Annotated in this window: 21 protein-coding genes; 8 read left to right on the top strand and 13 right to left on the bottom strand. The window is 69.2% G+C overall.

The window, feature by feature from the left end; all coding sequences use genetic code 11:
- Positions 1–51 precede the first annotated feature (51 nt).
- Positions 52–903, bottom strand: coding sequence for an alpha/beta fold hydrolase (locus ASF51_RS05555; RefSeq protein WP_055926281.1), 852 nt, complete (start codon positions 901–903; stop codon positions 52–54).
- Between the two features lie 77 nt (positions 904–980).
- On the opposite strand from ASF51_RS05555, the gene ASF51_RS05550 reads away from it, so the two are divergent.
- Positions 981–1,328: a VOC family protein gene (locus tag ASF51_RS05550; RefSeq protein WP_055926279.1), complete on the top strand. Its 348-nt coding sequence runs from the start codon at positions 981–983 to the stop codon at positions 1,326–1,328.
- A 68-nt stretch (positions 1,329–1,396) separates the two neighbouring features.
- On the opposite strand, the gene aztD is transcribed toward ASF51_RS05550, so the two are convergent.
- From aztD to aztB, 4 genes are read right to left on the bottom strand one after another with little or no spacing between them, the layout of a single operon-like run.
- A complete protein-coding gene (gene aztD, locus ASF51_RS05545; protein ID WP_055926276.1) occupies positions 1,397–2,623 on the bottom strand; it encodes a zinc metallochaperone AztD in 1,227 nt (408 codons plus the stop codon).
- A 32-nt stretch (positions 2,624–2,655) separates the two neighbouring features.
- Positions 2,656–3,594: a zinc ABC transporter substrate-binding protein AztC gene (aztC, locus tag ASF51_RS05540; RefSeq protein WP_157412019.1), complete on the bottom strand. Its 939-nt coding sequence runs from the start codon at positions 3,592–3,594 to the stop codon at positions 2,656–2,658.
- Entirely contained in the window at positions 3,591–4,859 is a 1,269-nt protein-coding gene (locus tag ASF51_RS05535) for a hypothetical protein (protein WP_055926274.1), read from the bottom strand. The genes aztC and ASF51_RS05535 overlap by 4 nt, the downstream gene beginning before the upstream one ends.
- Positions 4,843–5,703, bottom strand: a complete 861-nt coding sequence (gene aztB, locus ASF51_RS05530) for a zinc ABC transporter permease AztB (protein ID WP_055926271.1) — start codon at positions 5,701–5,703, stop codon at positions 4,843–4,845. The genes ASF51_RS05535 and aztB overlap by 17 nt, the downstream gene beginning before the upstream one ends.
- Before the next feature lie 98 nt (positions 5,704–5,801).
- Here aztB and aztA point away from each other — a divergent pair, with 98 nt between their 5' ends.
- Entirely contained in the window at positions 5,802–6,404 is a 603-nt protein-coding gene (aztA, locus tag ASF51_RS05525) for a zinc ABC transporter ATP-binding protein AztA (protein WP_235497147.1), read from the top strand.
- Here the strand turns inward: aztA and ASF51_RS05520 are convergent.
- Together ASF51_RS05520 and ASF51_RS05515 are read right to left on the bottom strand one after the other, a co-directional pair.
- Complete coding sequence (locus ASF51_RS05520) at positions 6,391–6,594, bottom strand: DUF2945 domain-containing protein (protein ID WP_055926264.1); 204 nt, start codon at positions 6,592–6,594, stop codon at positions 6,391–6,393. The genes aztA and ASF51_RS05520 overlap by 14 nt on opposite strands.
- A gap of 10 nt (positions 6,595–6,604) precedes the next feature.
- A complete protein-coding gene (locus ASF51_RS05515) occupies positions 6,605–6,943 on the bottom strand; it encodes a DUF3140 domain-containing protein (protein WP_055926261.1) in 339 nt (112 codons plus the stop codon).
- 131 nt (positions 6,944–7,074) lie between these two features.
- On the opposite strand from ASF51_RS05515, the gene ASF51_RS05505 reads away from it, so the two are divergent.
- Positions 7,075–9,219, top strand: a complete 2,145-nt coding sequence (locus ASF51_RS05505; protein WP_082479569.1) for a heavy metal translocating P-type ATPase — start codon at positions 7,075–7,077, stop codon at positions 9,217–9,219.
- Positions 9,220–9,318: 99 nt separating this feature from the next.
- Here ASF51_RS05505 and ASF51_RS05500 read toward each other — a convergent pair whose 3' ends face one another.
- From ASF51_RS05500 to ASF51_RS05490, 3 genes are read right to left on the bottom strand one after another with little or no spacing between them, the layout of a single operon-like run.
- Complete coding sequence (locus ASF51_RS05500; RefSeq protein ID WP_055926252.1) at positions 9,319–10,518, bottom strand: hypothetical protein; 1,200 nt, start codon at positions 10,516–10,518, stop codon at positions 9,319–9,321.
- Between the two features lie 49 nt (positions 10,519–10,567).
- Positions 10,568–11,245, bottom strand: a complete 678-nt coding sequence (locus ASF51_RS05495) for a flavin reductase family protein (protein ID WP_055926232.1) — start codon at positions 11,243–11,245, stop codon at positions 10,568–10,570.
- Positions 11,235–12,365: an urea carboxylase-associated family protein gene (locus ASF51_RS05490; RefSeq protein WP_055926229.1), complete on the bottom strand. Its 1,131-nt coding sequence runs from the start codon at positions 12,363–12,365 to the stop codon at positions 11,235–11,237. Before ASF51_RS05490 ends, ASF51_RS05495 begins: the two co-directional genes overlap by 11 nt.
- Before the next feature lie 115 nt (positions 12,366–12,480).
- Between ASF51_RS05490 and ASF51_RS18980 the strand changes: the two genes are divergently transcribed.
- The 3 genes from ASF51_RS18980 (at position 12,481) to ASF51_RS05475 (ending at position 14,893) form a co-directional block, all read left to right on the top strand.
- Positions 12,481–13,206, top strand: a complete 726-nt coding sequence (locus ASF51_RS18980; RefSeq protein ID WP_055926226.1) for a GntR family transcriptional regulator — start codon at positions 12,481–12,483, stop codon at positions 13,204–13,206.
- A gap of 65 nt (positions 13,207–13,271) precedes the next feature.
- Positions 13,272–13,943: an LON peptidase substrate-binding domain-containing protein gene (locus ASF51_RS05480; protein ID WP_055926223.1), complete on the top strand. Its 672-nt coding sequence runs from the start codon at positions 13,272–13,274 to the stop codon at positions 13,941–13,943.
- Positions 13,940–14,893, top strand: coding sequence for a hypothetical protein (locus tag ASF51_RS05475; protein ID WP_055926220.1), 954 nt, complete (start codon positions 13,940–13,942; stop codon positions 14,891–14,893). Before ASF51_RS05480 ends, ASF51_RS05475 begins: the two co-directional genes overlap by 4 nt.
- Here ASF51_RS05475 and ASF51_RS05470 read toward each other — a convergent pair.
- Positions 14,882–16,177, bottom strand: coding sequence for a nucleotide disphospho-sugar-binding domain-containing protein (locus tag ASF51_RS05470; protein WP_055926218.1), 1,296 nt, complete (start codon positions 16,175–16,177; stop codon positions 14,882–14,884). The two genes, ASF51_RS05475 and ASF51_RS05470, sit on opposite strands and share 12 nt — an antisense overlap.
- Positions 16,178–16,277: 100 nt before the next feature.
- Here ASF51_RS05470 and ASF51_RS05465 point away from each other — a divergent pair, with 100 nt between their 5' ends.
- Positions 16,278–16,793 (top strand): DUF664 domain-containing protein, encoded by a 516-nt coding sequence (locus tag ASF51_RS05465; protein ID WP_055927965.1) that lies wholly within the window; start codon positions 16,278–16,280, stop codon positions 16,791–16,793.
- A 27-nt stretch (positions 16,794–16,820) separates the two neighbouring features.
- Here the strand turns inward: ASF51_RS05465 and ASF51_RS05460 are convergent, their stop codons facing one another.
- Both ASF51_RS05460 and ASF51_RS05455 read right to left on the bottom strand, forming a co-directional pair.
- Positions 16,821–18,482, bottom strand: a complete 1,662-nt coding sequence (locus ASF51_RS05460) for an AarF/ABC1/UbiB kinase family protein (RefSeq protein WP_235497146.1) — start codon at positions 18,480–18,482, stop codon at positions 16,821–16,823.
- A gap of 122 nt (positions 18,483–18,604) precedes the next feature.
- Positions 18,605–19,441, bottom strand: coding sequence for an endonuclease domain-containing protein (locus ASF51_RS05455; RefSeq protein WP_055926217.1), 837 nt, complete (start codon positions 19,439–19,441; stop codon positions 18,605–18,607).
- 266 nt (positions 19,442–19,707) lie between these two features.
- Between ASF51_RS05455 and ASF51_RS05450 the strand changes: the two genes are divergently transcribed.
- Entirely contained in the window at positions 19,708–21,003 is a 1,296-nt protein-coding gene (locus tag ASF51_RS05450; protein WP_055926215.1) for a uracil-xanthine permease family protein, read from the top strand.
- Positions 21,004–21,010: the final 7 nt, after the last annotated feature.

Below are 21,010 nucleotides of genomic sequence, written 5' to 3'. Positions count from 1 at the left end.
ACGGCCGGTAGCCGATGCACCTCTGGGGCGCGGATACCCGCCGGCGCTGCGCTACACCTGCTGTTCCGGCTCGTCGGGGTATTCGGGGAAGGTCGCCAACTCTTCGTGGCCGCTGATGAAGCCGCCCAGGATCGCGGCCATCACCTCAGGACGCACGCTGTGGTTCGCCGCGTCGATCTCGATGCTGCGCGCGTCAGGCAGCGCCTCGGCCAGCGCGGCCGCGGCCGGAGGGAAGATGGGCTGGGTCTCTGCGCCGACCATGGCGATCACGGGCTGCGTGACGGATGCCCACTGCTCGGCCCACGGGGCACGGTCGGCCTTGTCGAGAACGGCAACGTCGTAGGCGAGAGTGTGCGCGATCACGAGCATGTCGGGCCACGCCGGCGAGTTCTTCGCCCCTTCGAGCCACTGAGGCGGCATGTTCCGCATGAAGTACTCGACGACGGCGCCCCGATCTCCGGACTCGACGAGCTCGGTGATGGTGCGCAGCTCGAGCCCGTCGTCGCCTTGACCCTCGAGAGTGAGCGGAACCTCGAACAGGGCGAGCTTCGTGATGCGTTCGCCGACGCCGGGCGTGGCCGCAGCCCAGAGCGCGAGCGCCCCGCCAGAGGAGTTGCCGTACAGGGCCGCGGATCCGCCCAGCACATCGAGCAGGGCTGCGATGTCGTCGACCTCTCGCTCGACCGCGTACGGAAGGGTGTCGCCACTCTCACCTCGGCCCCGACGATCGTAGTTGATGACGGAGAACCCCTGATCGGCGAGCAGCGTCGCGATGTGCGCGGTCGTGGGGTCGAAGGCCCTGTAGTTCATAGCGCTGCCCACGAGCACGATGGCGTGCGCGCCGCTGCCCAGCCGGTCGTAGGCGATGCGCGTTCCGTCTGCCGATGTCACGAACTCAGTCATGACCGCAGCCTAGCCGCGCGACCTCCACGGTCTGCGGGGACTACCGATGACGAACCACGTCGTCGTATCGTCGGATCATGACACTCGCATGGGAACAGGTCGTCATCGACTCCGAGGACGTGATTTCGCAGGGCCATTGGTGGGCAGACGCTCTGGGCTGGCAGATCATCGACGAAGCCGACGACGGAATCGAGATCCAGAACCCCGACGGAAGCCATCCGACGATCCTGGTGCTGGCCGTTCCCGAGGCCAAGACCGTGAAGAACCGGCTGCACCTCGACTTCGTTCCCGATGACCAGGCGGCCGAGGTGGATCGCCTCATTTCCATGGGCGCCACCCGGGTCGACATCGGCCAGGGAGAACAGAGCTGGGTGGTGCTCGCCGATCCGGAGGGCAACGAGTTCTGCGTGCTCTCCGCGAGGTGACGCTTCGCGCGTTGTGACCAACGCGTGTTGCCGGTTCGATCGACCCGAACCGGCAACACGCACGGCACTCAGCCGGTGACCACCGCGATCTCGTTCGGCGTCGCCGGCAGCTCGGCACTCGTGACGACCTCGCCGGTCGCCACGTCGACGGCGAAGAGGGAGTCGGTCGCCGGCTCGGTCACGTAAGCGATGCCTCCGAGAACCACGAGCGCCGGATGGGCGTCCTGCCACTCGGCTGGCCCCTCCCACGCGCCGATCACCGGGTAGCTGGCACCGAACTCGCCGGTCTCGGGATCGAGTACATGCAACGCGCCGTCGGAGCCCAGGACGATCGCCTCGTCGCTCGGCCCGCGGGCCACGTCGCGCCAGGTGTAGCCGGCTCCGTCGGGCAGCGTGACGATCTTCATCGTCTTGGCGACCGTGTCGACGAGGGTCAACTGCTCGAGCAGCACGCCCTCACGGTCGGGATCGGAGTTGTAGTCGCCGACCGCGATCGACGAGGTCTCGGTCACGTACTGGTTTCCCGTGCGGCCGTAGGCATCCGGAGCCTGGATCTTGGTGAACTCGCCGTCGTCGTAGACCAGCACGCCGTCGGAGCATCCGAAGACCGCGACCTCGTTCTTCGCCGCGCCCTCGCCGTGCACCGAGGGGCACTCCTCGTTGCGGGCGATCTCGGTGCGCGAGGCGTCGAGCACGCGCACGCCGCTGCGCCCCTCCGACGTTCCGATGGTCGTCAACAACGTTCCGTCTTCGAGTTCGATCGACACCCCGTGGTGCGCGGCGGGCGCCGACACGACCTCGGTCTCGGGGAGCCCGTCATCCGCCGCCGTCAGCAGCGCGTCGGTGTCGAAGATCGTGGTGTCGCCGGTTCCGTCGGCGAAGAGGATGGTCTTGTCGCCGTGCCGCACCACGTGTCCCGGGGTCGGCGCGTCGAAGACCAGGTCGGTCAGTTCGGGCTCGGCCGTCCGAGACGCGCCGTCGGCCGTCCAGGTTCCGGTGTCGAGCACCTGGAAGCCGTCGGTGGTCGAGACGAGCACGTGACGCCCGTCGCCGGCCGCGTTGATCCGGTTGAAGCCCGGCAGTGCGATGTCCGCCTCGAGCTCGAGGGTCGCGCCGTCGAGCACGAGGAGGCCGCCGTCGTAGGTGAGCGACACCCGCGGGGCGGGGTCTGTTGCGGATGCGGCTGCGCCGGCGGTCTGAGCGGGAGCGGTATCGGTCGCGCACGCGGTCAGCAGGAGGGCCGACGCGGTGACGGCGACGAGCGCGATCCGCCGGGAGTGGAGCTGTTTCTTCATTGTTTCCTTTTCTGTGGTGGGGTGGGCGTCTCTCACGGAGACAGCCCGGTGGCGATGAGCTCGGTGTTCGAGCGCATCATCTGCAGGTAGGTGCCGGCTCCCCCGCCGGGCTCGCCGAGCGATTCGGTGAACAGCGCGACGACATCGACGTCGATGGATGCCTCGTCGGCGAGAACCTGCACGAGCCGGTCGGGCTGCGACGAGTCGGCGAAGATCGTCGTCACGCCAGCCTTTTCGATGGCCGACACCAGGTCGTCGAGGTCGGATGCGCTGGGAGCCGCCAGGGTCGTTCCTCCCGGAATGACGGCGCCGATCACGGTGAAGTCGAATCGCGCCGCGAGGTAGCCGAACACGTGATGGTTGGTGACCAGCTGTCGCCGCTCGGCCGGGATGGCCGAGAACGCCGCGGTCATCTCCGCGTCGAGCGCCTCGAGCTGCGTGAGGTAGGCGGCCGCATTGTCGGCGATGGCCGCGCCATCGATGCCGTCGGTGTCCTCGAGCTCCCGGGCGACACCCTCGACGACGTCGATCATGCGCGCCGGGTCGGTCCAGAAGTGCGGATCGGGCGCTCCCGCCGCGTCGCCCGCGGAGTACTCGAGCGGGTCGATCAGCTCGCCGGCCGTGATCGATCGCACCCCGTCGGTCGTCGCCGCATCCAGGTTCTGCTGCAGGCCCTCTTCGAGCCCGAGGCCGTTCGACACGATGAGGTCGGCGTCGAGGATACGCGCGGCCTCCCTGGCCGAGATCTGGAACGAGTGCGGGTCTGCATCGCGCTGCATGAGCACGACGACCTCGGCCTCGTCGCCGACGATCTCGCCGACGACATCGCCCAGGATGTTCGTCGAGACGACCACGAGGGGCCGGTCTGCGCCGTCGCCGTCGGCGCCCTCGGATGCGCAGCCCGTCAATGCCAGGAACGTCACCGAGAGGGCCAGGCCCACGGCGGCCCGCACGGATCGACGCGCGCTCATCGCCCGGTCTCCGCGACGAAGGCGGGTTCGGCCCCGACGGTGAGCGTGCGGGCGACGCGCAGTCCGTCTCGGTAGTCGATCTCGTAGACCAGCCCGTCGGCGGGAGCGTTGAGGTAGACGCGATCGGCGTCGAGCTGCAGGGTGACGCCGGGTGCGAGGGCCGGGTCGGCGAGGCTCGACGCGGCGAGAGGCTCGGTGGCCGCGAGCGTCGCCCCCGTCATCGGGTCGAGCAGCAGCACGCGGCCGTCCTCGGCCAGCGCGACGACGCTGTCGTCGGTGTCGGATGCCGCCGTGACGTGAACGAGCGGAGCCTCGGTGGGCAGGAAGGTCCACTGGCGAGCGCGGGTGTCGAGCAGCCAGGCTCCTCTGCCACCCGCAACGGCGGCGACGACCGGCCGGCCGCGACGGTTGTCGAAGCCGGATGCCCTGTCGGCCGCGGAGACCTCCTGCGGATACGGGATGCTCTCGAAGTCGACGCCGCCGTCGCCGTCGCGCGTTGCCAGCAGCGCGCCGTCCGCGCATCCGAAGACCACGCCCACGTTGGTGGTGATCGAGCCGCCGAGCTCCGCGCACGCGGCGTCGGAAGCCGCGACGGCGTCGCCATCGCCCTCGATCAGCCGAACGCCCGCGGCCCGGCCGTCGGCGCCCGCGACCGTGGCGAGCGCGCCGTCTCCGAAGGGCACCACCGCGCCCTTGTGCGGCGGCGACTCGAGGCGGGCCGTCTCGACGATCTCGCCCTGGCCCAGAGCCTCGGTGTCGAGCAGCAGGCCGACCCCGGCGTCGCCGAACCAGACTCCGGTGAGCGACGGCCCGCCGACGACGACGGCCTCGCCCCGCTCGGCGATCGAGCCGACGACGCGAGGCTCTGCGGCGTAGTAGTGCACGTGGTCCTCGTGGTCGACGGTCCAAGCGCCCGAATCGAGGATCGTGAGCGTTCCCGCCTCGGCCGACGACGCGAAGACGAATCGTCCGTCTGTCGAGACCGCCGAGGGGGCCACGTCGAGCGTCGCGAGTTGAGCGCTCTGCTCGTCGAGAAGGTCGAACAGGGTCGCGGAGCCGTCGCGATCGATCGTGGTGAGCTGCAGTTGCGCCTCGGGCATCTCGGACGCTCCCTCGACGTAGCCGTGGGGCCGGCCGGAGGACTCGTCGGCCTCCGTGCCCGGGGCCCCGGTGGATGCCGTGGCGCAGGCCGGCAGGGCCAGGGCGGCCAGGAGAACGGCGGCGGGAGCGAGAGGTGCTCGGCGGAATCTAGGCGGTGTGGGCACGCGGGCCTTTCTGGGTCGAGACGGAGGGGAGGCGGGTGACGACAGCACGGGCTCCGGCCGAGAGCGCGGCGAGAACGATGGCGGTGAGGGCGATGGATGCGCCGGCCGCCGTGGACGCGTGCCACGAGACGAGCAGGCCGGCGAGCACGGCGAGGGAGCCGATCGCCGCCGCGAGCGTCATGGTCGCGGGGATTCCGCGCATCCATTGGCCCGCGGCCACCGCGGGGGCCAGCAGCAGCCCGACGACGAGCAGCGTGCCGACCGCGCTGTACGAGGCAACGACAGCGAGGGTCACGAGGCCGGTGAGCACGGTCTGCGCGAGGCGGGGTCGCATGCCGAGCGTGCGGGCGACCCGCGGGTCGAAGGCCAACGCCACGAAAGGGCGATGGAACAGGGTCGCCACCGCGAGGGTCACGAGGAGGGCGGCGGCGAGCAGCAGCACGTCGCTCCAGCCGATGGCGAGCACGTCGCCGAACAGGATCGCCGTGAGGTCGACGGCGAACGAGCGGGAACGCGACACGATGATCACGCCGAGTGCCAGCATGCCCACGAACAGCAGGCCGATGGTGGTGTCGTTCGAGAGCCGACCCCGGCGCGAGACGATGCCGACGCCGGCGCTCATGACCAGTGCGCTCACGGCCGCGCCGAGCACCACGGGCAGGCCGACGAGCGTTGCGATCGCGACACCCGGGAGCATGCCGTGGGCCATCGCCTCGCCGAGGAAGGCCATGCCGCGAATGACGACCCAGGTGCCGACGATCGCGCTCATCGAGGCCACCAGAACGCCTCCGACGAGGGCGCGCAGCATGAACTCGGAGGAGAGGGGATCGACGAACCAGGACACGAGAAGCGACCCTACATGAGAATGATTGTCATTAACGATAAGGTCGTCGTATGCAGCCGCCTCGAGACATCTCTTCCCTTGAAGCGCACGAAATCCACGTGCGGTTCGACCGAACGACGGCGCTGTCGGGCGTGTCGGCGGACTTCGTCGCGGGCACCGTGACGGCACTCTGCGGCGGCAACGGCTCGGGAAAGTCGACGCTGCTCGGGGTGCTGGCGGGCACTATCGAGCCGCAGTCAGGGCGCGTGCGCGGCCCGACGCGACGGCCGGCCCTCGTGGTTCAGCGCAGCGCGGCGAGCGACACGCTGCCGCTCAGCGTTCTCGAGGTGGTGAGCATGGGCCGCTGGGCACACCGGGGCATGTGGCGGCGATTGGATGCCGGGGATCGCGAGACGGTGCGGTCGTGCATGCGGGCCCTCGGCATCCAGAATCTGGCGGACCGCCCGCTCGGGTCGCTGTCAGGCGGCCAGCGCCAGCGTGCCCTCGTGGCCCAGGGGCTGGCCCGACGGGCCGACGTTCTGCTGCTCGACGAACCGACGGCAGGCGTCGACGCCGACGCACAGCAGCTCATCGTCGCCGTACTGCGAGCGGAAGCGCGACGCGGGGCGATCGTCGTGCACGCCACGCACGAGGAGAGCGTGCTGAACGAGGCCGACACGATTCTGCGCCTGGAGCGCGGCCGAACGGTCAGGCCTTCGTGAGCGCCGACTCCTTGTGTGCCGCCTGCTTGCCCGACTTGTCGCTCTCGACGAGGTAGGCGGGATCGTCGGTCGACGCAGTGAACTTCTGGCCGTCGAACTGGAAATCCTTCGTCTTCTTCTCGACGATCGTTCCGTGAGTCTCGCCCTGCGGCGTGTTCCAGCTGACTTTGTCGCCCTTCGAGAACGTCATGTCTCGCCCCTTACTTCTTGAGGGGGTCGTGGCCCCAGTTCATGAGTGAGTAGCGCCACGGCGTGTCAGCGACCTCGCCCGAAGGTCGCTGCGCCGAGTGCCGCTTGATGTAGCCCAGCACCGTGCGCATGTGCTCGTAGTCCGCCTCGGTGAGTTCGGATTTCTTCTTCTCGAGGATCGAGAGGATGTGCCGACCGCTGCGGTGCCCGATCGCCTCTCCTCCCGCGCTCTGGCCCACGCTGCGCGACTCGTCGGTCGTCAGCCACTTCTCGAGCGCCTTCGGAGTGAGGTTCACCGAGTGGGTGAAGTCCGTCCAGACGTCGGCGTTGTCGTCATCACTGTGGCTCATTCCCTCAGTATCGACCCTCGGCGCACTTTCGTCGCAGGGGAATGAAAATCGGCCCCTTTTGTGGGAATATGACGCTTTTCTGTCGCGTTCGATCGGTTGTCGTATACCCCCTAGGGGTATATGGTCGTCGTATGAGCAACACGCATGAGCACCTCGAGCACGCGCATCACGAGCACGACCACACGAGCCACGAGCACGACCACGCAGGTCACGAACACGGCGGCCACGAGGCCCACGACCACACTGCTCACGACCACTCGGGCCACTCCGGCCACGACCACTCGGGCCATGGCGGCCACGGCGGCCACGCCGCGCACTTCCGCCGCCTGTTCTGGATCATGCTCGTGATCGCCGTGCCCGTCGTCGGGTTCTCGCCGATGTTCGCGATGCTCCTCGGCTACGAGCTGCCCGACAACCTCGTCGTCAGCGCCATCTCCCCCGTGCTCGGAACGGTGATGTTCGTCTGGGGGGGCGCCCCCTTCCTCACCGGAGGGCTCGGCGAGATCAAGGCCCGCCAGCCGGGAATGATGCTCCTCATCGCCCTGGCCATCAGCGTCGCCTTCGTGTCGAGCTGGGGCGCGACCCTCGGCCTGCTCGACCACCAGCTCGACTTCTGGTGGGAGCTCGCCCTGCTGATCGTGATCATGCTGCTCGGCCACTGGATCGAGATGCGCTCCCTCGCCCAGGCGTCGAGCGCCCTCGACAGCCTCGCCGCCCTGCTGCCCGACGAGGCAGAGCGGGTGGATGCCGATGGCTCGGTCGTCACCGTGGCCCCGGCCGAGCTGCGCCTCGGCGACACGGTGATCGTGCGCCCCGGCGGACGCCTGCCCGCCGACGGCGAGGTGATCGACGGCACGGCCGACGTCGACGAATCCATGATCACCGGCGAGTCCGTTCCCGTCTCCCGCAGCAGGGGCGACGCCGTCGTCGCCGGAACGGTCGCGACCGACTCGGCCCTGCGCATCCGGGTCACCGCGACCGGCGACGACACCGCGCTGGCCGGAATCCGAAAGCTGGTGACCGACGCGCAGAACTCGTCGAGTCGCGCCCAGCGCATCGCCGACCGTGCCGCGGCCTGGCTGTTCTGGTTCGCCCTCGGCGCGGCCGTGATCACCTCGATCGTGTGGTCGCTCGTGGGCAGCCCGAACGACGCGATCATCCGCACCATCACCGTGCTCGTCATCGCCTGCCCGCACGCGCTCGGCCTTGCGATCCCGCTGGTCGTCTCGATCGCGACCGAGCGCGCGGCGAAGGCCGGCGTGCTCGTGAAGGACCGCCTGGCGCTCGAGAGCATGCGTACCGTCGACACCGTGCTGTTCGACAAGACCGGAACGCTCACGACGGGATCGCCGACCGTCACCCACGTGCTCGCGACCAGCGGCTCGGCCGGCGGCGACCGGCCGGGCGACGACGAGCTGCTGGCACTCGCCGCGTCTGCGGAGGCCGACTCCGAGCATCCGGTAGCCCGCGCGATCGTGGCGGCCGCCGCCGAACGCGGCCTGACGGTGCCGCAGGCCACGGACTTCCGCGCCTCCACCGCGGTGGGCGTCGAGGCCACGGTCGACGGCCGCGTCATCGCCGTGGGCGGGCCGCGCCTGCTCGAGCAGTCGAATGCCGAGGCACTGGATGCAACGCGCGGCTGGTCCGCGAACGGCGCGATCGTGCTGCACGTGCTCGCAGACGGCGTGCCGATCGGAGCCATCGGACTCGCCGACGCCGTGCGCCCCGAGTCGAAGCAGGCCGTCGCCGACCTCGCGGCCCGAGGGGTTCAGGTCGTCATGATCACGGGAGATGCGGAGGCGGTGGCGCACTCGGTGGCGGCAGAGCTGGGCATCGAGCGGGTCTACGCCGGAGTGCGCCCCGAAGACAAGTCGTCGACGGTCCGCGAGCTGCAGCAGGAGGGCCGCAAGGTCGCCATGGTCGGAGACGGCGTGAACGACGCCCCTGCCCTGGCCCAGGCCGATGTGGGAATCGCGATCGGCGCCGGAACCGACGTGGCCATCGCCGCGGCCGGCGTCATCCTGGCCGGAGACGACCCGCGTTCGGTCGTCTCGGTGATCGACCTGTCGAAGGCCAGCTACCGCAAGATGACGCAGAACCTGTGGTGGGCGGCGGGCTACAACCTGCTGTCGGTGCCGCTCGCGGCCGGGGTGCTCGCGCCGATCGGCTTCGTTCTGCCCATGGAGATCGGCGCCCTGCTGATGTCGCTCTCGACCATCGTGGTGGCGCTGAACGCGCAGCTGCTGCGCCGCATCGACCTGCGCCCGGGGCGCTGACGCAGCGGACCGCGCGACCTATTCAGGAGGAGCGCTCCACCGTGTGGATAGTGGCGGCGGCCGCGCGCTCCTCCTGAATTGGTTACAGCACGACCGGGCTCAGAAGCCGATCGAGGGATCGATGAACTCGTTCGTCACGATCTGGTCGGGCGTGAGTCCGTCGGCCGGAGGCGTTCCGAGCTTCTCGAACAGCGGCGTCGTGATGTCGATGATCTTCTGCACGCGATCGACGTCGAAGTTGCCCACGGCGTCGTCGGATCCGTTGCCCACGAGTCCCAACTCGACCTGCGCCTTCACCGAGTAGTCGGCGACACCGGGCGTGTAGACCCAGCCGTTGTCGAACTCGTCGACGGCGTTCAGGATGAGCTCGTTGGTGGCGGACGGGTCGGCGTAGTAGTCGACCGTGGCCTGCTGGATCACGGGCACCAGCGCGGTGAGGCAGGGCGAGAGCTCCTCGAGGTCACCGGTGCGCACCGACAGCGCCGAGGCGTAGATCGGGTAGCCCGCGTCGTGGATGAGCTGGAACGCGACCGGCTTGCCCCAGTCGGCGATCTCGTTCTCGTAGACGTAGGGCTCGACGGTCGCGAAGCCCTGCTGGGCATCTTTTCCGCCGGCCGCGATGAAGCTCGCGGGCGTGCCGTCGTAGCCGCCGTCGACGTGCGAGGCGGGCAGGATTCCGCTGCCCATCAGGTACTCCATGTAAGCGGCACCGCCGAAGTAGCGCACGAACGCGTCGGTCTTGCCGAGGTCTTCGATCGTCTTCACATCGGGGTAGGTCGCGGGGTCCCACATGATGATCTGCGGCCCCACCTCGAACGGGGCGAACACGGCGGTGGTGGGCATCTCGTCGCTCAGCTGCACGGCCTCGTCGGTATTGGCGTAGCCGAGCGTGATGTCCGTGTCGGTGTACTGCTGGCTGGTCACCGTCTGGAAACCGATCGCAGGCCCGCCCGAGCGCACCTCGACGTTCACTCCGGTGTACTCGCCGCTCGCGAACAGGGGCCCGGAGACCGCCTTCTTCGCGGCGTCGATCGTGGCATCCGGCCCGATCAGCTGATACAGGTTGCCCTGCTCGGCCTCAGGGTTCCAGTCGGTTTGGATCACGACGTTCGCCGGGCAGCCGGCCGCGGCCAGGTCGACGGCGCCGATGGGCAGGTCGGCGGATGCCGTGGGCTCGGAATCGGCGGATGCGCCGGTCGAGCAGGCGGCCAGGGTGGCGACGAGCGCGAGCGCCGAGGCCGACGTGGCGACCGTGCGGCCGAGCCGCCGGGAGCGGGTGGAGCGGAGCGTGCTGGACATGGTTCTCCTCTGGGTGGATGGTGTGGGGTGCTGTGGTCGGGTGGAACAGTCAGGCGAGGGTGTCGATCGCGGTCTCGCTGGCTCCGATCGCGAAACGGTCACGGGTGGTGGTGTAGAAACTGGCGCCGAATCGGGCGACCGGCGCGTAATCGTGCAGGTGCACCCGCCAGGAATCCGTGTCGATCAGCTGATCGCGGGTGTGCAGTGACACGATGCGGCCGATGAAGATCTCGCGGCTCGCGGTGTCGAGCTTCTCGTGCAGCACGCATTCGAAGGCGACGGGCGCCGCGGCGATGGTGGGCGGGCCGACGAGGCGCGACGGCATGCCGGCCAGGCCGACGGCGTCGAGCTCGCTGACGCCGGCGGGCAGGCGCTCGCCACAACGATCGGCGGCCTCGGCGAGCGGCTCGTCGACCATGTGCACCACGAACTCGCCCGTGCGATCGATGTTGCGGGCGGTGTCCTTCTGCGCTCCCCCGGCGAGCCTGTTGAGGCTGACGAGCAGCAGCGGGGGCTCCTCGCCGAGCATGCAGAACATGCTGAAGGGCGCGGCGTTCACGACCCCGCCCTCGTCGAGCGTGGTCACGAGCGCGATCGGCCGGGGCACGATCAGGCTCGCCATCAGCTTGTAGCGCTCGTATTCGCCGAGCGTCTCGAAGTCGATGTCCTGCGCGCTGCCGGCCACGGCATTCTCCAGATCGGCGCTGTTCGTCAGATCAGCGCTCATGGGAGGCCATCCACCACGAGAACAGCACGTCGCGCAGGCCGTCGCCCCGCTCTGCGTAGCGGGTCGTGAGCCCGCCTCGCCACAGCTCGTCGAAGGCCGCGGCCGTCTCGTCGTCGAGCTCGATCTGCACCGCCTCGACGCCGATCGGCAGCCCCGCGAAGGCGGGCCGGTACTGAGGGTCGCGGGTCAGGCGCCGCTCGGTTCGGATGGCGGGCTGCGCGAACTGTGCCGGTGTGCGCTGCGAGTCGTATTCGTAGATGGTCGGCACGGCGTCGAGGTCGGCGATCGACGCGCGGAACCTCTGCACTCGCACCGGTTTCAGCGAGAAGTTGCTGGTGGGCTGCACGTCGGAGCCGCAGATGTTCGGCACGGCCAGCACATCCATGACCGCGAGCAGCTCGATATGGTCGCCGGGGGCGGTGTCCTGCCTGCGGATGCGCTGCTGCCCGTCGACCACCTCGGTCGCCATGAAGATGTTGAACGAGTCGTGCACGTCGTCGGGAGTGAGCCCGTACTCGCGCTGCGCCTCCGCCTGGATGTCTGCGCAGTTGGTGTGCTCACGGAAGCCGTGCACCGACTCGTACATGTTCGCGCTGCACCGGGGGAAGAGCACGTCGTTGCAGTGCACGCTGTCGCTCAGGATGAAGAGCATCGCTCGCTCGCGCGGCGGCGCCGACCAGAGGAAGTCGCCGGTGGTGGGGTTGATCCCGTGAAGCGTTCTCGTTCGTCCGCAGTGGAAGGCCTCGCGGTAGTCGTCGAGGCTGAAGGCATTGAAGTCGAGGCACTGCGATCCCGCGATCTGCTCGAGGCGCAGGATCTCGCCGGCGCGCAGCTCGATCGCCTTTCCGGTGCCGGGCTCGAGCACGAACTCCTCGAGCAGAACGCGCTCGGCACCCGGGGCGGCCGGCGGCCCGTCGAGCAGCGCCTCACGCCATGAGCTCTCCCGACGGCTGGTGGCCGGCATCGGCAGGCGGGTGATCGAGCCCGTCGCCGTCTCGAGCACGGCACGTCGCAGGAGAGCCGACGGGTCGGCCGCCTCCCCGTCGGCGACCGACCGGGCGATGAGCTCTCGCTGCTGGCGGGTGAGACGCATCGCGGTCGCGGTCGTCGTGGTGGTCATGTCGTCTCCTGCTCGGGCGGTTCGAATGGTTAAGTATGCACATCGCTATGTTTCGGTATACCGAACAATGATGTTACGAGTACGTAAACTCCGATCAGGCGGCTACGATGGACCCATGAGCGACTCCCCCGCCGCACCGGTCTCCCGCGGCGACGGCATCTACCTCGCCCTCCGCGAAGCGATCATGGAGAGCGCACTCGCGCCCGAGACGAAGCTGCCCGAAGACGCCCTCGGCAAGAGCTTCGGCGCGAGTAGAACCATCGTGCGAGCAGCCCTCGCGCGGCTCGCGGCCGAGGGGCTCGTCGAGGTGGGCAAGACCAAGTCGGCGCGCGTGGCGCATCCCGGCCGAGACGAGGCCCGCGAGGTGTTCACCGTGCGCCGCGCCCTCGAACGGGCGACCGTCGCGCTACTGGCCGACGGCTGGTCGCCGTCGTACGCCGAGCCCATCCGGGCCCACATCGAGGCCGAGGCCCGCGCATCCGCCGACGCCGACCACAAGCTGTCGGTCAGGCTGGGCGCCGAGTTCCACATCCTGCTCGCCGAGCTCACAGGAAACCGGCTGCTGCTGCGCCACATCAACGAGATCGTGGGCCGCAGCACCCTCATCCTCGCCGTGTACGGGGCCGCGCATCCCCAGGCCGACAGCCTGCGCGAGCACGAGGAGCTGCTCGAGGCGATGGCGGCGGGCGACGCCGCGCGGGCCGAGGGCATCGTCGACCGTCACATCCAATCGGTCGAGGGCCGGGCGCTCATTCCCGACGACACGGTCGAGCGGTCGCTCGACGAGGTGCTCGCGCCATATTCCTCCGGAGCACGAACCACCGCATCGCGCCGAGGCTGAACCGGTCGCCGTCGAACCGGCGCACCCCCATTGGCAACCCAGGCGCGCCGTGCTTGTCTTGAGCCATGCCCGAGATTCCCATGTTCCCCCTCGGCACCGTTCTCTTTCCCTACATGCCGGTGTCGCTGCGTCTCTTCGAGGAGCGCTACCTCGTGATGCTCGCGAAGATGCTCGAGGTCGAGCAGCCCCAGTTCGGTGTCGTGCTGATCGAGCGGGGGCAGGAGGTGGGCGGCGGAGAGCACCGCTTTCAGCTGGGAACGCTCGCGCTCATCACCGAGATGGCCGGCGGCGAGGGCTTCGTGGCCGTGAACGCGGAGGGCGGCTCACGCTTCGAGGTGGTCGGCTGGCTCGACGACGACCCGTACCCACAGGCGCAGATCCGCTTCCTCGAGCCGCTCGAGTGGGATGAATCACTGAGCGCGCTGCGCGACGACACCGAACAGGCCGTACGCCGTGCCCTCGCGGTGGCGAGCGAATTCACCGAGCAGCGGTGGGCATCCGTCGTCGAGCTCTCGGCCGACCCGCTCGAGGCCTGCTGGCAGCTCGCGGGCATCGCGCCCGTCGGCGAGCTCGACCAGCTCGCGTTCCTCGGCGCGATCTCGATGGAGGAACTGCTCACCACCGTTCTCGAACGGGCGACGGATGCGGCCGAGTCGTTCGCATCGGCCTGGTCGGCCGGCCCCGGTCCGAACAGCACGGACACGTTCCCCGGAGACGACCTCGAGGGCGATCGGTGAGCACCCCGCGAGCGGCGGCCGACGATGCTCAGGCGCCCTCCACGACGCTCTGGTTCAACGGTGCGGTCGCGTTCGTTCTCGCGGGCATCGTCGCCATCACCCTGCACGAGCTCGCCCGGTTCCTGACGGCGATCGCACTGCAGTCGCGGGCGACGCTCTACCCGAGCTACATCGAATTCGACATCACCCAGACGCAGACGCTCATCCTCACGTCGACGGCCGCCGCGGTCACGAGCCTGGTCACCGGACTCGCGCTCATCTTCGCCGCCCGCATCTGGGGAGCGGGGATCACCCGCCTCTTCGTGACCTGGCTCGGCTTCATCAGCGTTCAACTCGTGTTCAGTTCGCTGCTGCTGGCGCCCATCACGGGCGCGGGCGACGCGGCGACCCTGCTGTTCTGGTTCGACGCCCCACCCTCGCTCTACTGGATCGGCTTCGTGGTCGGCGCCGCGGGCACCGTGCTGCTCGCCCGCCTCTTCGCCACGCGGGTCACTGCATACGCCGACGGCTCGGTCAGTTCGATGCGCTCCCTCGGAATCGGATCCTGGGCGGCGGGAACCGCGGTGCTGGTCTTCGTCTACGCGCTCACCTTCACCTTCACGACGCGGAGCCACCCCATCGAGATGGTGAGCGACACGCTCATCGGCGTCGCGGCAACCGGCATCTTCGCGCCGCTGTTCTACCCGTTCAAGGGCACCGTGCGCATCGTCAACGAGTTCCTGCGGTTCAGGCGGCCGACCGCCGCGCTGCTCTGCCTCGTCGCCGCAGGCCTCGTGCTCGTGTTCGTGCTGAACAACGGGGTGGAGTTCAGCCCGGAGTCGACGGGTTCGGCCGCGACAGGAGCGACGGCAGGTACGGGGGCGACGGCAGGTACGGGGGCGACGGCAGGTACGGGGGCGACGGCAGGTACGGTTGCGGCGGCTCCGGATGCGGCGGGCTCAGCGCGCTGACGAGCCGGCGACCGCCGCCGCGAGCTCCTCGTCGATGATCGCGAGCGTGTCGAGCCCGGCCAGCTCCTCGGCGAAGCGTCGTGCCCTGGCGCGGTAGCCCGCATCGGCCAGCACGGCGCGCACGGCCGAGCCCACGGCATCCGCGGCCGGCGTGCCGGTGCGCAGGTTGACGCCCGCCCCCGACCAGCCGATGCGGGCCGCGACCTCGGGCTTGTCCTCGGTGTCGCCCGCGACGACCAGGGGAACGCCCGCGGCGAGCGCGGCCTGCACCCCGCCGAAGCCGCCGTTGGTCACGACGACGTCGGTGAGCGGCAGCAGTCTGTCGTAGGGAAGGTAGTCGGCGACGCGAACGTTGGCCGGAACCTCGCCGAGCCCCTGCGCGGGGCGACCGCCCATCGAGACCACGACCAGCACGTCGTCGTCGGCAAGGGCCGCGATGGTGGGCCTGATGAGGCGGTCGAGGTCGTGATTGTCGATCGTTCCCTGGGTGACGTGCACGACGCGGCGCGATCCGTCGAGGTCGCCCCACCAGTCGGGCAGCGCGGCGCCGCCGTCAGTGGGCAGCGCCCCGACGAAGCGCACGTTCGGCGTGAGGTCGCCACGCGGGTACTCGAGAGTCGCCGGGCCGAGCTGCAGGAAACGGTCGAAGGCTCCCGAGATGTCCATCACGAAGAGTGTCGGCTTCGGCGCCCCGATCTCGGCGAACGCCGCCTGGGCCGCGCGCTGGGTATCGCGGAAGAGCACCCGGCGTGCGAGCGTGTTCAGCGCGCGATTTCGGATGCGGCCCAGCGGCGTCGCCGACGGCGCCATGCCGAGACCGGCCGGCGCCGTGTCGCGGCTGAGCTGGGTGAGGGGCGTCACACCCACGGCGAGGATCGGCGGGCGCTGCCCGTCGGCATCCGTGTCGGCCAGCAGCGGCGAGACGCCCGCGAACGCGCCGTCGACCAGGATGGCGTCGATGTGCTCGCGCTCGAGCACGGCCCGCACCGAGCGGTGCTGAGCCGGAATCGTCTTGACGAAGATGTTCTGGATGTCGTACTGCGCCTGGGCGAGGCCCTTGTAGCGGCCGCGATCGGGCAGGTAGCTCTCGACATCGCGGTCGTCGAAGTCGGCGCGGCCTTCGAGCGCCACGAACTCCATGCCCGCGCGCTCGATCTTCTCGGCGAACCTCGTTCCCGTGAGCATGATCACCCGGTGCCCATGCGACACGAGGTACGCCCCGATCACCGCCAGCGGCGACGCGTGGCCATGCACCGGAGTACTGCAGATCAGATAGGTGCTCATGGGTCCCCCGCGCTTGCCGTCGAATTGACTATACCGACACGTTATCGAAATCGATCCTCAGGTGCTGGTGTTCACCTGGCCGACGGAGAAGACTGGAGAGATGACGACCACAGACACCCTCGCCGATGCCTTCCAGAGAGTCCAGCAGATCGTGCGCCGCACCGTCGACGGCGCCTCGGAGGCGGTGCTCACGTTCCGCGCCGACGACGAGGCGAACACCGTGGCCTGGCTGGTGTGGCACCTCACCCGCGTTCAAGACGGGCACGTCTCCGAGCTCGCCGCCGTCGACGAGCTCTGGGTCGACGGCGGCTGGCACGATCGCTTCGGCCTGCCCTTCGACGCCGCGGCCACGGGCTACGGGCAGTCCTCGTCAGAGGTCGCGCAGGTGCGCGGCGTCTCCCCCGACGATCTGATCGGCTACCACGACGCCGTCTGCGCCCGCACGCTCGACTACGTCGCGACGCTGGACGACGACGACTTCGGGCGCATCGTCGACACCTCGTGGACTCCGCCCGTGACCCTCGCGGCGCGGCTCGTGAGCGTCATCTCCGACGACCTGCAGCACGCGGGTCAGGCGTCGTTCGTGCGCGGTGTCGCGGAGCGCGCCGGGGCCTGAGCGCGGGGAGCCGGCACGCGTCCGCCGTCAGCTGCGGCGGCGCCGCTGCCGCGACGTCAGCGCGATGTACGCGCTCAGCGCGCCGCTCGCTCCGAGCCCGATCCCCATGAGCGGGCCGCTCCAGCTGCCGAAACGCTTGCGGTCGCTCACGGCGATCTCGCCGATGCCCCGGATGAACGCGGCCACGATCACCCCGGCCACCACGCGGTTGCCCACCTTCTCGACGCGCGCCACCAGCGGGTCGAGTTCGGAGGCGCGCAAGTGCACCTCGATGCCGTTGCGGTCGATCACGTCGAACACCTTGCGGATCTTGTCGGGCAGCTCGATTCCGAGCTCGGCCGCCTCGAGGCCGGCTGCGGCCAGCCGCTTGGCTATCGCCGCGGGTGAGAACTTCGACAGCGCGAGTTTCGTCGCGTACGGCTTGAGGGCATCCCCCAGGCTGAACGTCGGATCGAGCAGCACGCCCATGCCATCGACCATCAGCAGCATGCGCAGCAGCATCACGATGGAGGGCTGCAGTTGCAGTCGGTTGTGCCGCAGAACGGTGAGCAGCTTGTTGATGAGCGCGCCCATGTCGACCTCGCCGAGGCCCTTGCCCCGGTAGATGTCGATGAAGCCCACGAGATCGGCGCGCAGCGACTCCGCATCGATCGACTTCTTCGAACTCGACAGGGCGATGAGCGCCGACGCCATACGGTCGGGGTCGTGCCTGCTCAGGGCCATGAAGAGGTCGGCGAGCTGGCCACGCAGGGTCTCGTCGATCTGCCCGACCATGCCGAAGTCGATCAGGCCGATGCGACCGTTCGGCTCGACGAAGAGGTTGCCCGGGTGGGGGTCGGCGTGAAAGACCCCGTCGACGAAGACCATCTGGGCGATGGCATCGACGGCGTGGGTGACGATGCCGGGGCGGTCGATTCCCGCGGCGTCGAGGCCGGCGATGTCATCGACCTTGAGGCCCGTGATGCGCTCGAGGGTAAGCACGCGCGTGGTGCTCGTGTCCCAGAAGACGCGGGGGATCTGGATGGTGTCGTCACCCGCGAAGTTGGCGGCGAAGATCTCGGCGTTGCGGCCCTCGTGCGTGTAGTCGAGCTCCTCACGCAGTGTGCGCGCGAACTCGTCGGTGATGCCGGTGATGTTGTAGTCGGCGGCGAGCTTCCACTGGCGAGAGGCGCGCACGGCGAGCGTGTGCAGGATCTCGAGGTCGATGGCGATGTTCGTCGCGATGTCGGGCCGCTGCACTTTGACGACGACCTCTGTTCCGTCGTGCAGCGTGGCGAGGTGGGCCTGCCCGATCGAGGCGCTGGCGAGCGGCTTGAGCTGGAAGCTCGCGAAGACCTTGTCGGGCAGGTCGCCGAGCTCCTCGACGATGAGGCGCTTGATCACCGGGCCGGGCACGGCGGGTGCACGGTCCTGCAGCTTGGCCAGCTCGGTCAGGTAGTCGGGCGGCAGGATGTCGGAGCGCGTCGACAGCAGCTGGCCGAGCTTCACGAAGGTCGGGCCGAGTTCTTCGAGGGCGCGCCGGAGATTCTCGGGGTTGCTGGCCCGCGACTGCTCTTGCGAGGCGGGCTCGAAGCGCTCGAGGCCGGTGGCCCCGATGATGAAGCTGAGCCCGTGCCTGCTCAGCACACTGGCGATCTCCCGGTAGCGTTCGAGCCGCGTTCCGACGGCTGCGGCGATCGGATTAGCCACGCGGTACCCCCTGTGCCTCGGTCATGCGCCCATCCTGCCACGGTGCCCGTCGCTTATTCAGGAGGAGAGCCCGGCCGCCGCCACTATCCACATGGCGGCGCTCTCCTCCTGAATTGATCGCGTCACCCGAGGAGCTCGCCCACCGCATCCGAGCGGCGACGGGGCCACATGTGCTTTCGAGCACCCACCACGTGCCTCACGATGGACTCGACCCACGGCCAGTCGAACATCACCATTTCGTACGTTGCTCTGAACACGACGTAGTCCATGCTCACCAGCACGGCGTCGCGGCGGTGGTCTTCGCGGTACTGGTCCTCCAGCCAATGGAAGCTGTGGCTGTCGCACTCGATCACGAAGCGATCGCCGATCAGCAGATCGACGTGTCCTACCCCCGAGATCTTCGCCTGCACGGTGAGATGGATTCCGAGCTTGCGCAGGCGAACCCGAACGAGCGTCTCGATCCCCGACTGACTCCGCCGCTCGGCCTTCTCGAGCAGGCGTCGACACCGACGCGGGAGATTCTCGAACTGCGCTCGAAGCTCCGGCTCCGATACAAAGCCGAGGTTGAGGGCGGAGTCGATCACGGTGAGGGCCATCTCCCCGCTCTGGCACACCGCTGCGTGGGCCAACGCCTGCGCAATGGTCTGCACGGGTTCACGAATGACGCCCGCAGTGGCGAGCGGGTGGATGCAGACCCGGTCGCGATCTCGGTCCAACGGCCGAGAACCGTCGTGCGGCGATCGGAGCCGCGACGCATTTCGGGGCACGGCGACGTGAAGCTGCGTGTCGGGCGGAGTCCAGATGTCGGTCAGGCTGGTGGCCGAGAACGACGTCAGCGAACCGCCGACGCGAACGGCCCGCACCACGGGCTGAGGAGCATCGGGCGACGCGTACCACCCGCGCCGCACACGGATCATGCGGGCATCGTCGACCGCATCGGAGATCTGACGAATCGACATCCCTCGGGCTGTCAGGTGGCTTCGGGGGGCGACGGGGTAGTTCTGCATTCGGAGAGAGTGCGCCGACAGGCAGACCCACGAGTCGCGATCCGGCGGTTCTGTGGACAGAGGCCGCCCGTCACTAATTCAGGAGGAGAGCCCGGCCGCCGCCACTATCCACACAGCCACGCTCTCCTCCTGAATTACGCTCGGCCACTAGTCTCGAGGGAGCTCACCGACGAGCACGCAACAACCGGCGAGCAGCCGGGCAAGGGGAACGATCGAACATGGCACAACTCTGGACACTTCATGGCGACGGCAAGAACGTCGAGGCGGATGCCGTGGTGAAGCCGGGTGAGCGACTCACCTGGCCGCGCATGGTCGGCCTGGGCGGCCAGCACGTGGTCGCCATGTTCGGAGCGACCTTCCTGGTTCCCGTGCTCACGGGGTTCCCGCCCGCGACGACGCTGCTGTTCTCCGGCATCGGCACGCTGCTGTTCCTGCTGATCACGAAGAACCGGCTCCCGAGCTACCTCGGATCCTCCTTCGCGTTCATCGCCCCGATCACGGCCGCTGTCGCCTCCACGGGCATGGGCGGCGCGCTCCTCGGCATCCTCGCGGTCGGCGCCCTCCTCGCCCTCGTCGGCGTGGTCGTGCTGATCACCGGCATCGGCTGGATCAACGCCCTGATGCCGCCCGTCGTCTCGGGTGCCATCGTGGCCCTGATCGGGTTCAACCTCGCCCCCGCGGCGAAGAACAACTTCCAGCTCGCCCCGCTGACGGTTCTCATCACCCTCGCCGCGGTCATCTTCTCGACCGTGCTGTTCAAGGGCATGCTCGCCCGCCTGTCGATCTTCATCGGCGTCGTCGTGGGCTACATCGCGGCCGTCATCGCGGGCGAGGTCGACTTCTCGGCGGTCGGCGACGCAGCCTGGGTGGGGCTCCCCCAGTTCGCCCTTCCCGCCAACCCGTTCGCCGACTCCGCGGTCTGGGGTGTGCTCCCCGCCTTCCTTCCGGTCGTGCTCGTGCTCGTCGCCGAGAACGTGGGCCACATCCGCGGCGTCGCGCAGATGACCGAGTCGCCCGAGGTGAACAGGCTCACCGGCCGCGCCCTCCTGGCCGACGGCCTGGCAACCGTGCTCGCCGGCTTCGGCGGCGGATCGGGCACCACCACCTACGGCGAGAACATCGGAGTGATGGCCGCGACCCGCATCTACTCCACTGCCGCCTACTGGATCGCCGGCGCCGTCGCCATCCTCCTCGGACTCTCGCCCAAGGTCGGCGCCCTCATCAACACGATCCCGGCAGGCGTGCTCGGCGGCGTGACCACCGCGCTCTACGGTCTGATCGGCATCATCGGCGTGAAGATCTGGCTCGACAACAAGGTGGACTTCTCGAAGCCGGTCAACCAGTTCACGGCGGCCACGGCGCTGATCATCGGCATCGCCGACTTCACCCTGAACGCCGGCTCGGTCACCTTCAACGGCATCGCGCTCGGAACGGTCGCCGCCATCGTGATCTACCACGCGATGACCGCCGTGGCCCGGCTGCGCGGCACGGATGGCGGCCCGCGCGACGCGTGACCACCAG

Source organism: Agreia sp. Leaf283 (assembly GCF_001422485.1).
GTDB lineage: Bacteria > Actinomycetota > Actinomycetes > Actinomycetales > Microbacteriaceae > Agreia.
This window is presented reverse-complemented; position numbering and strand designations above follow the sequence as displayed.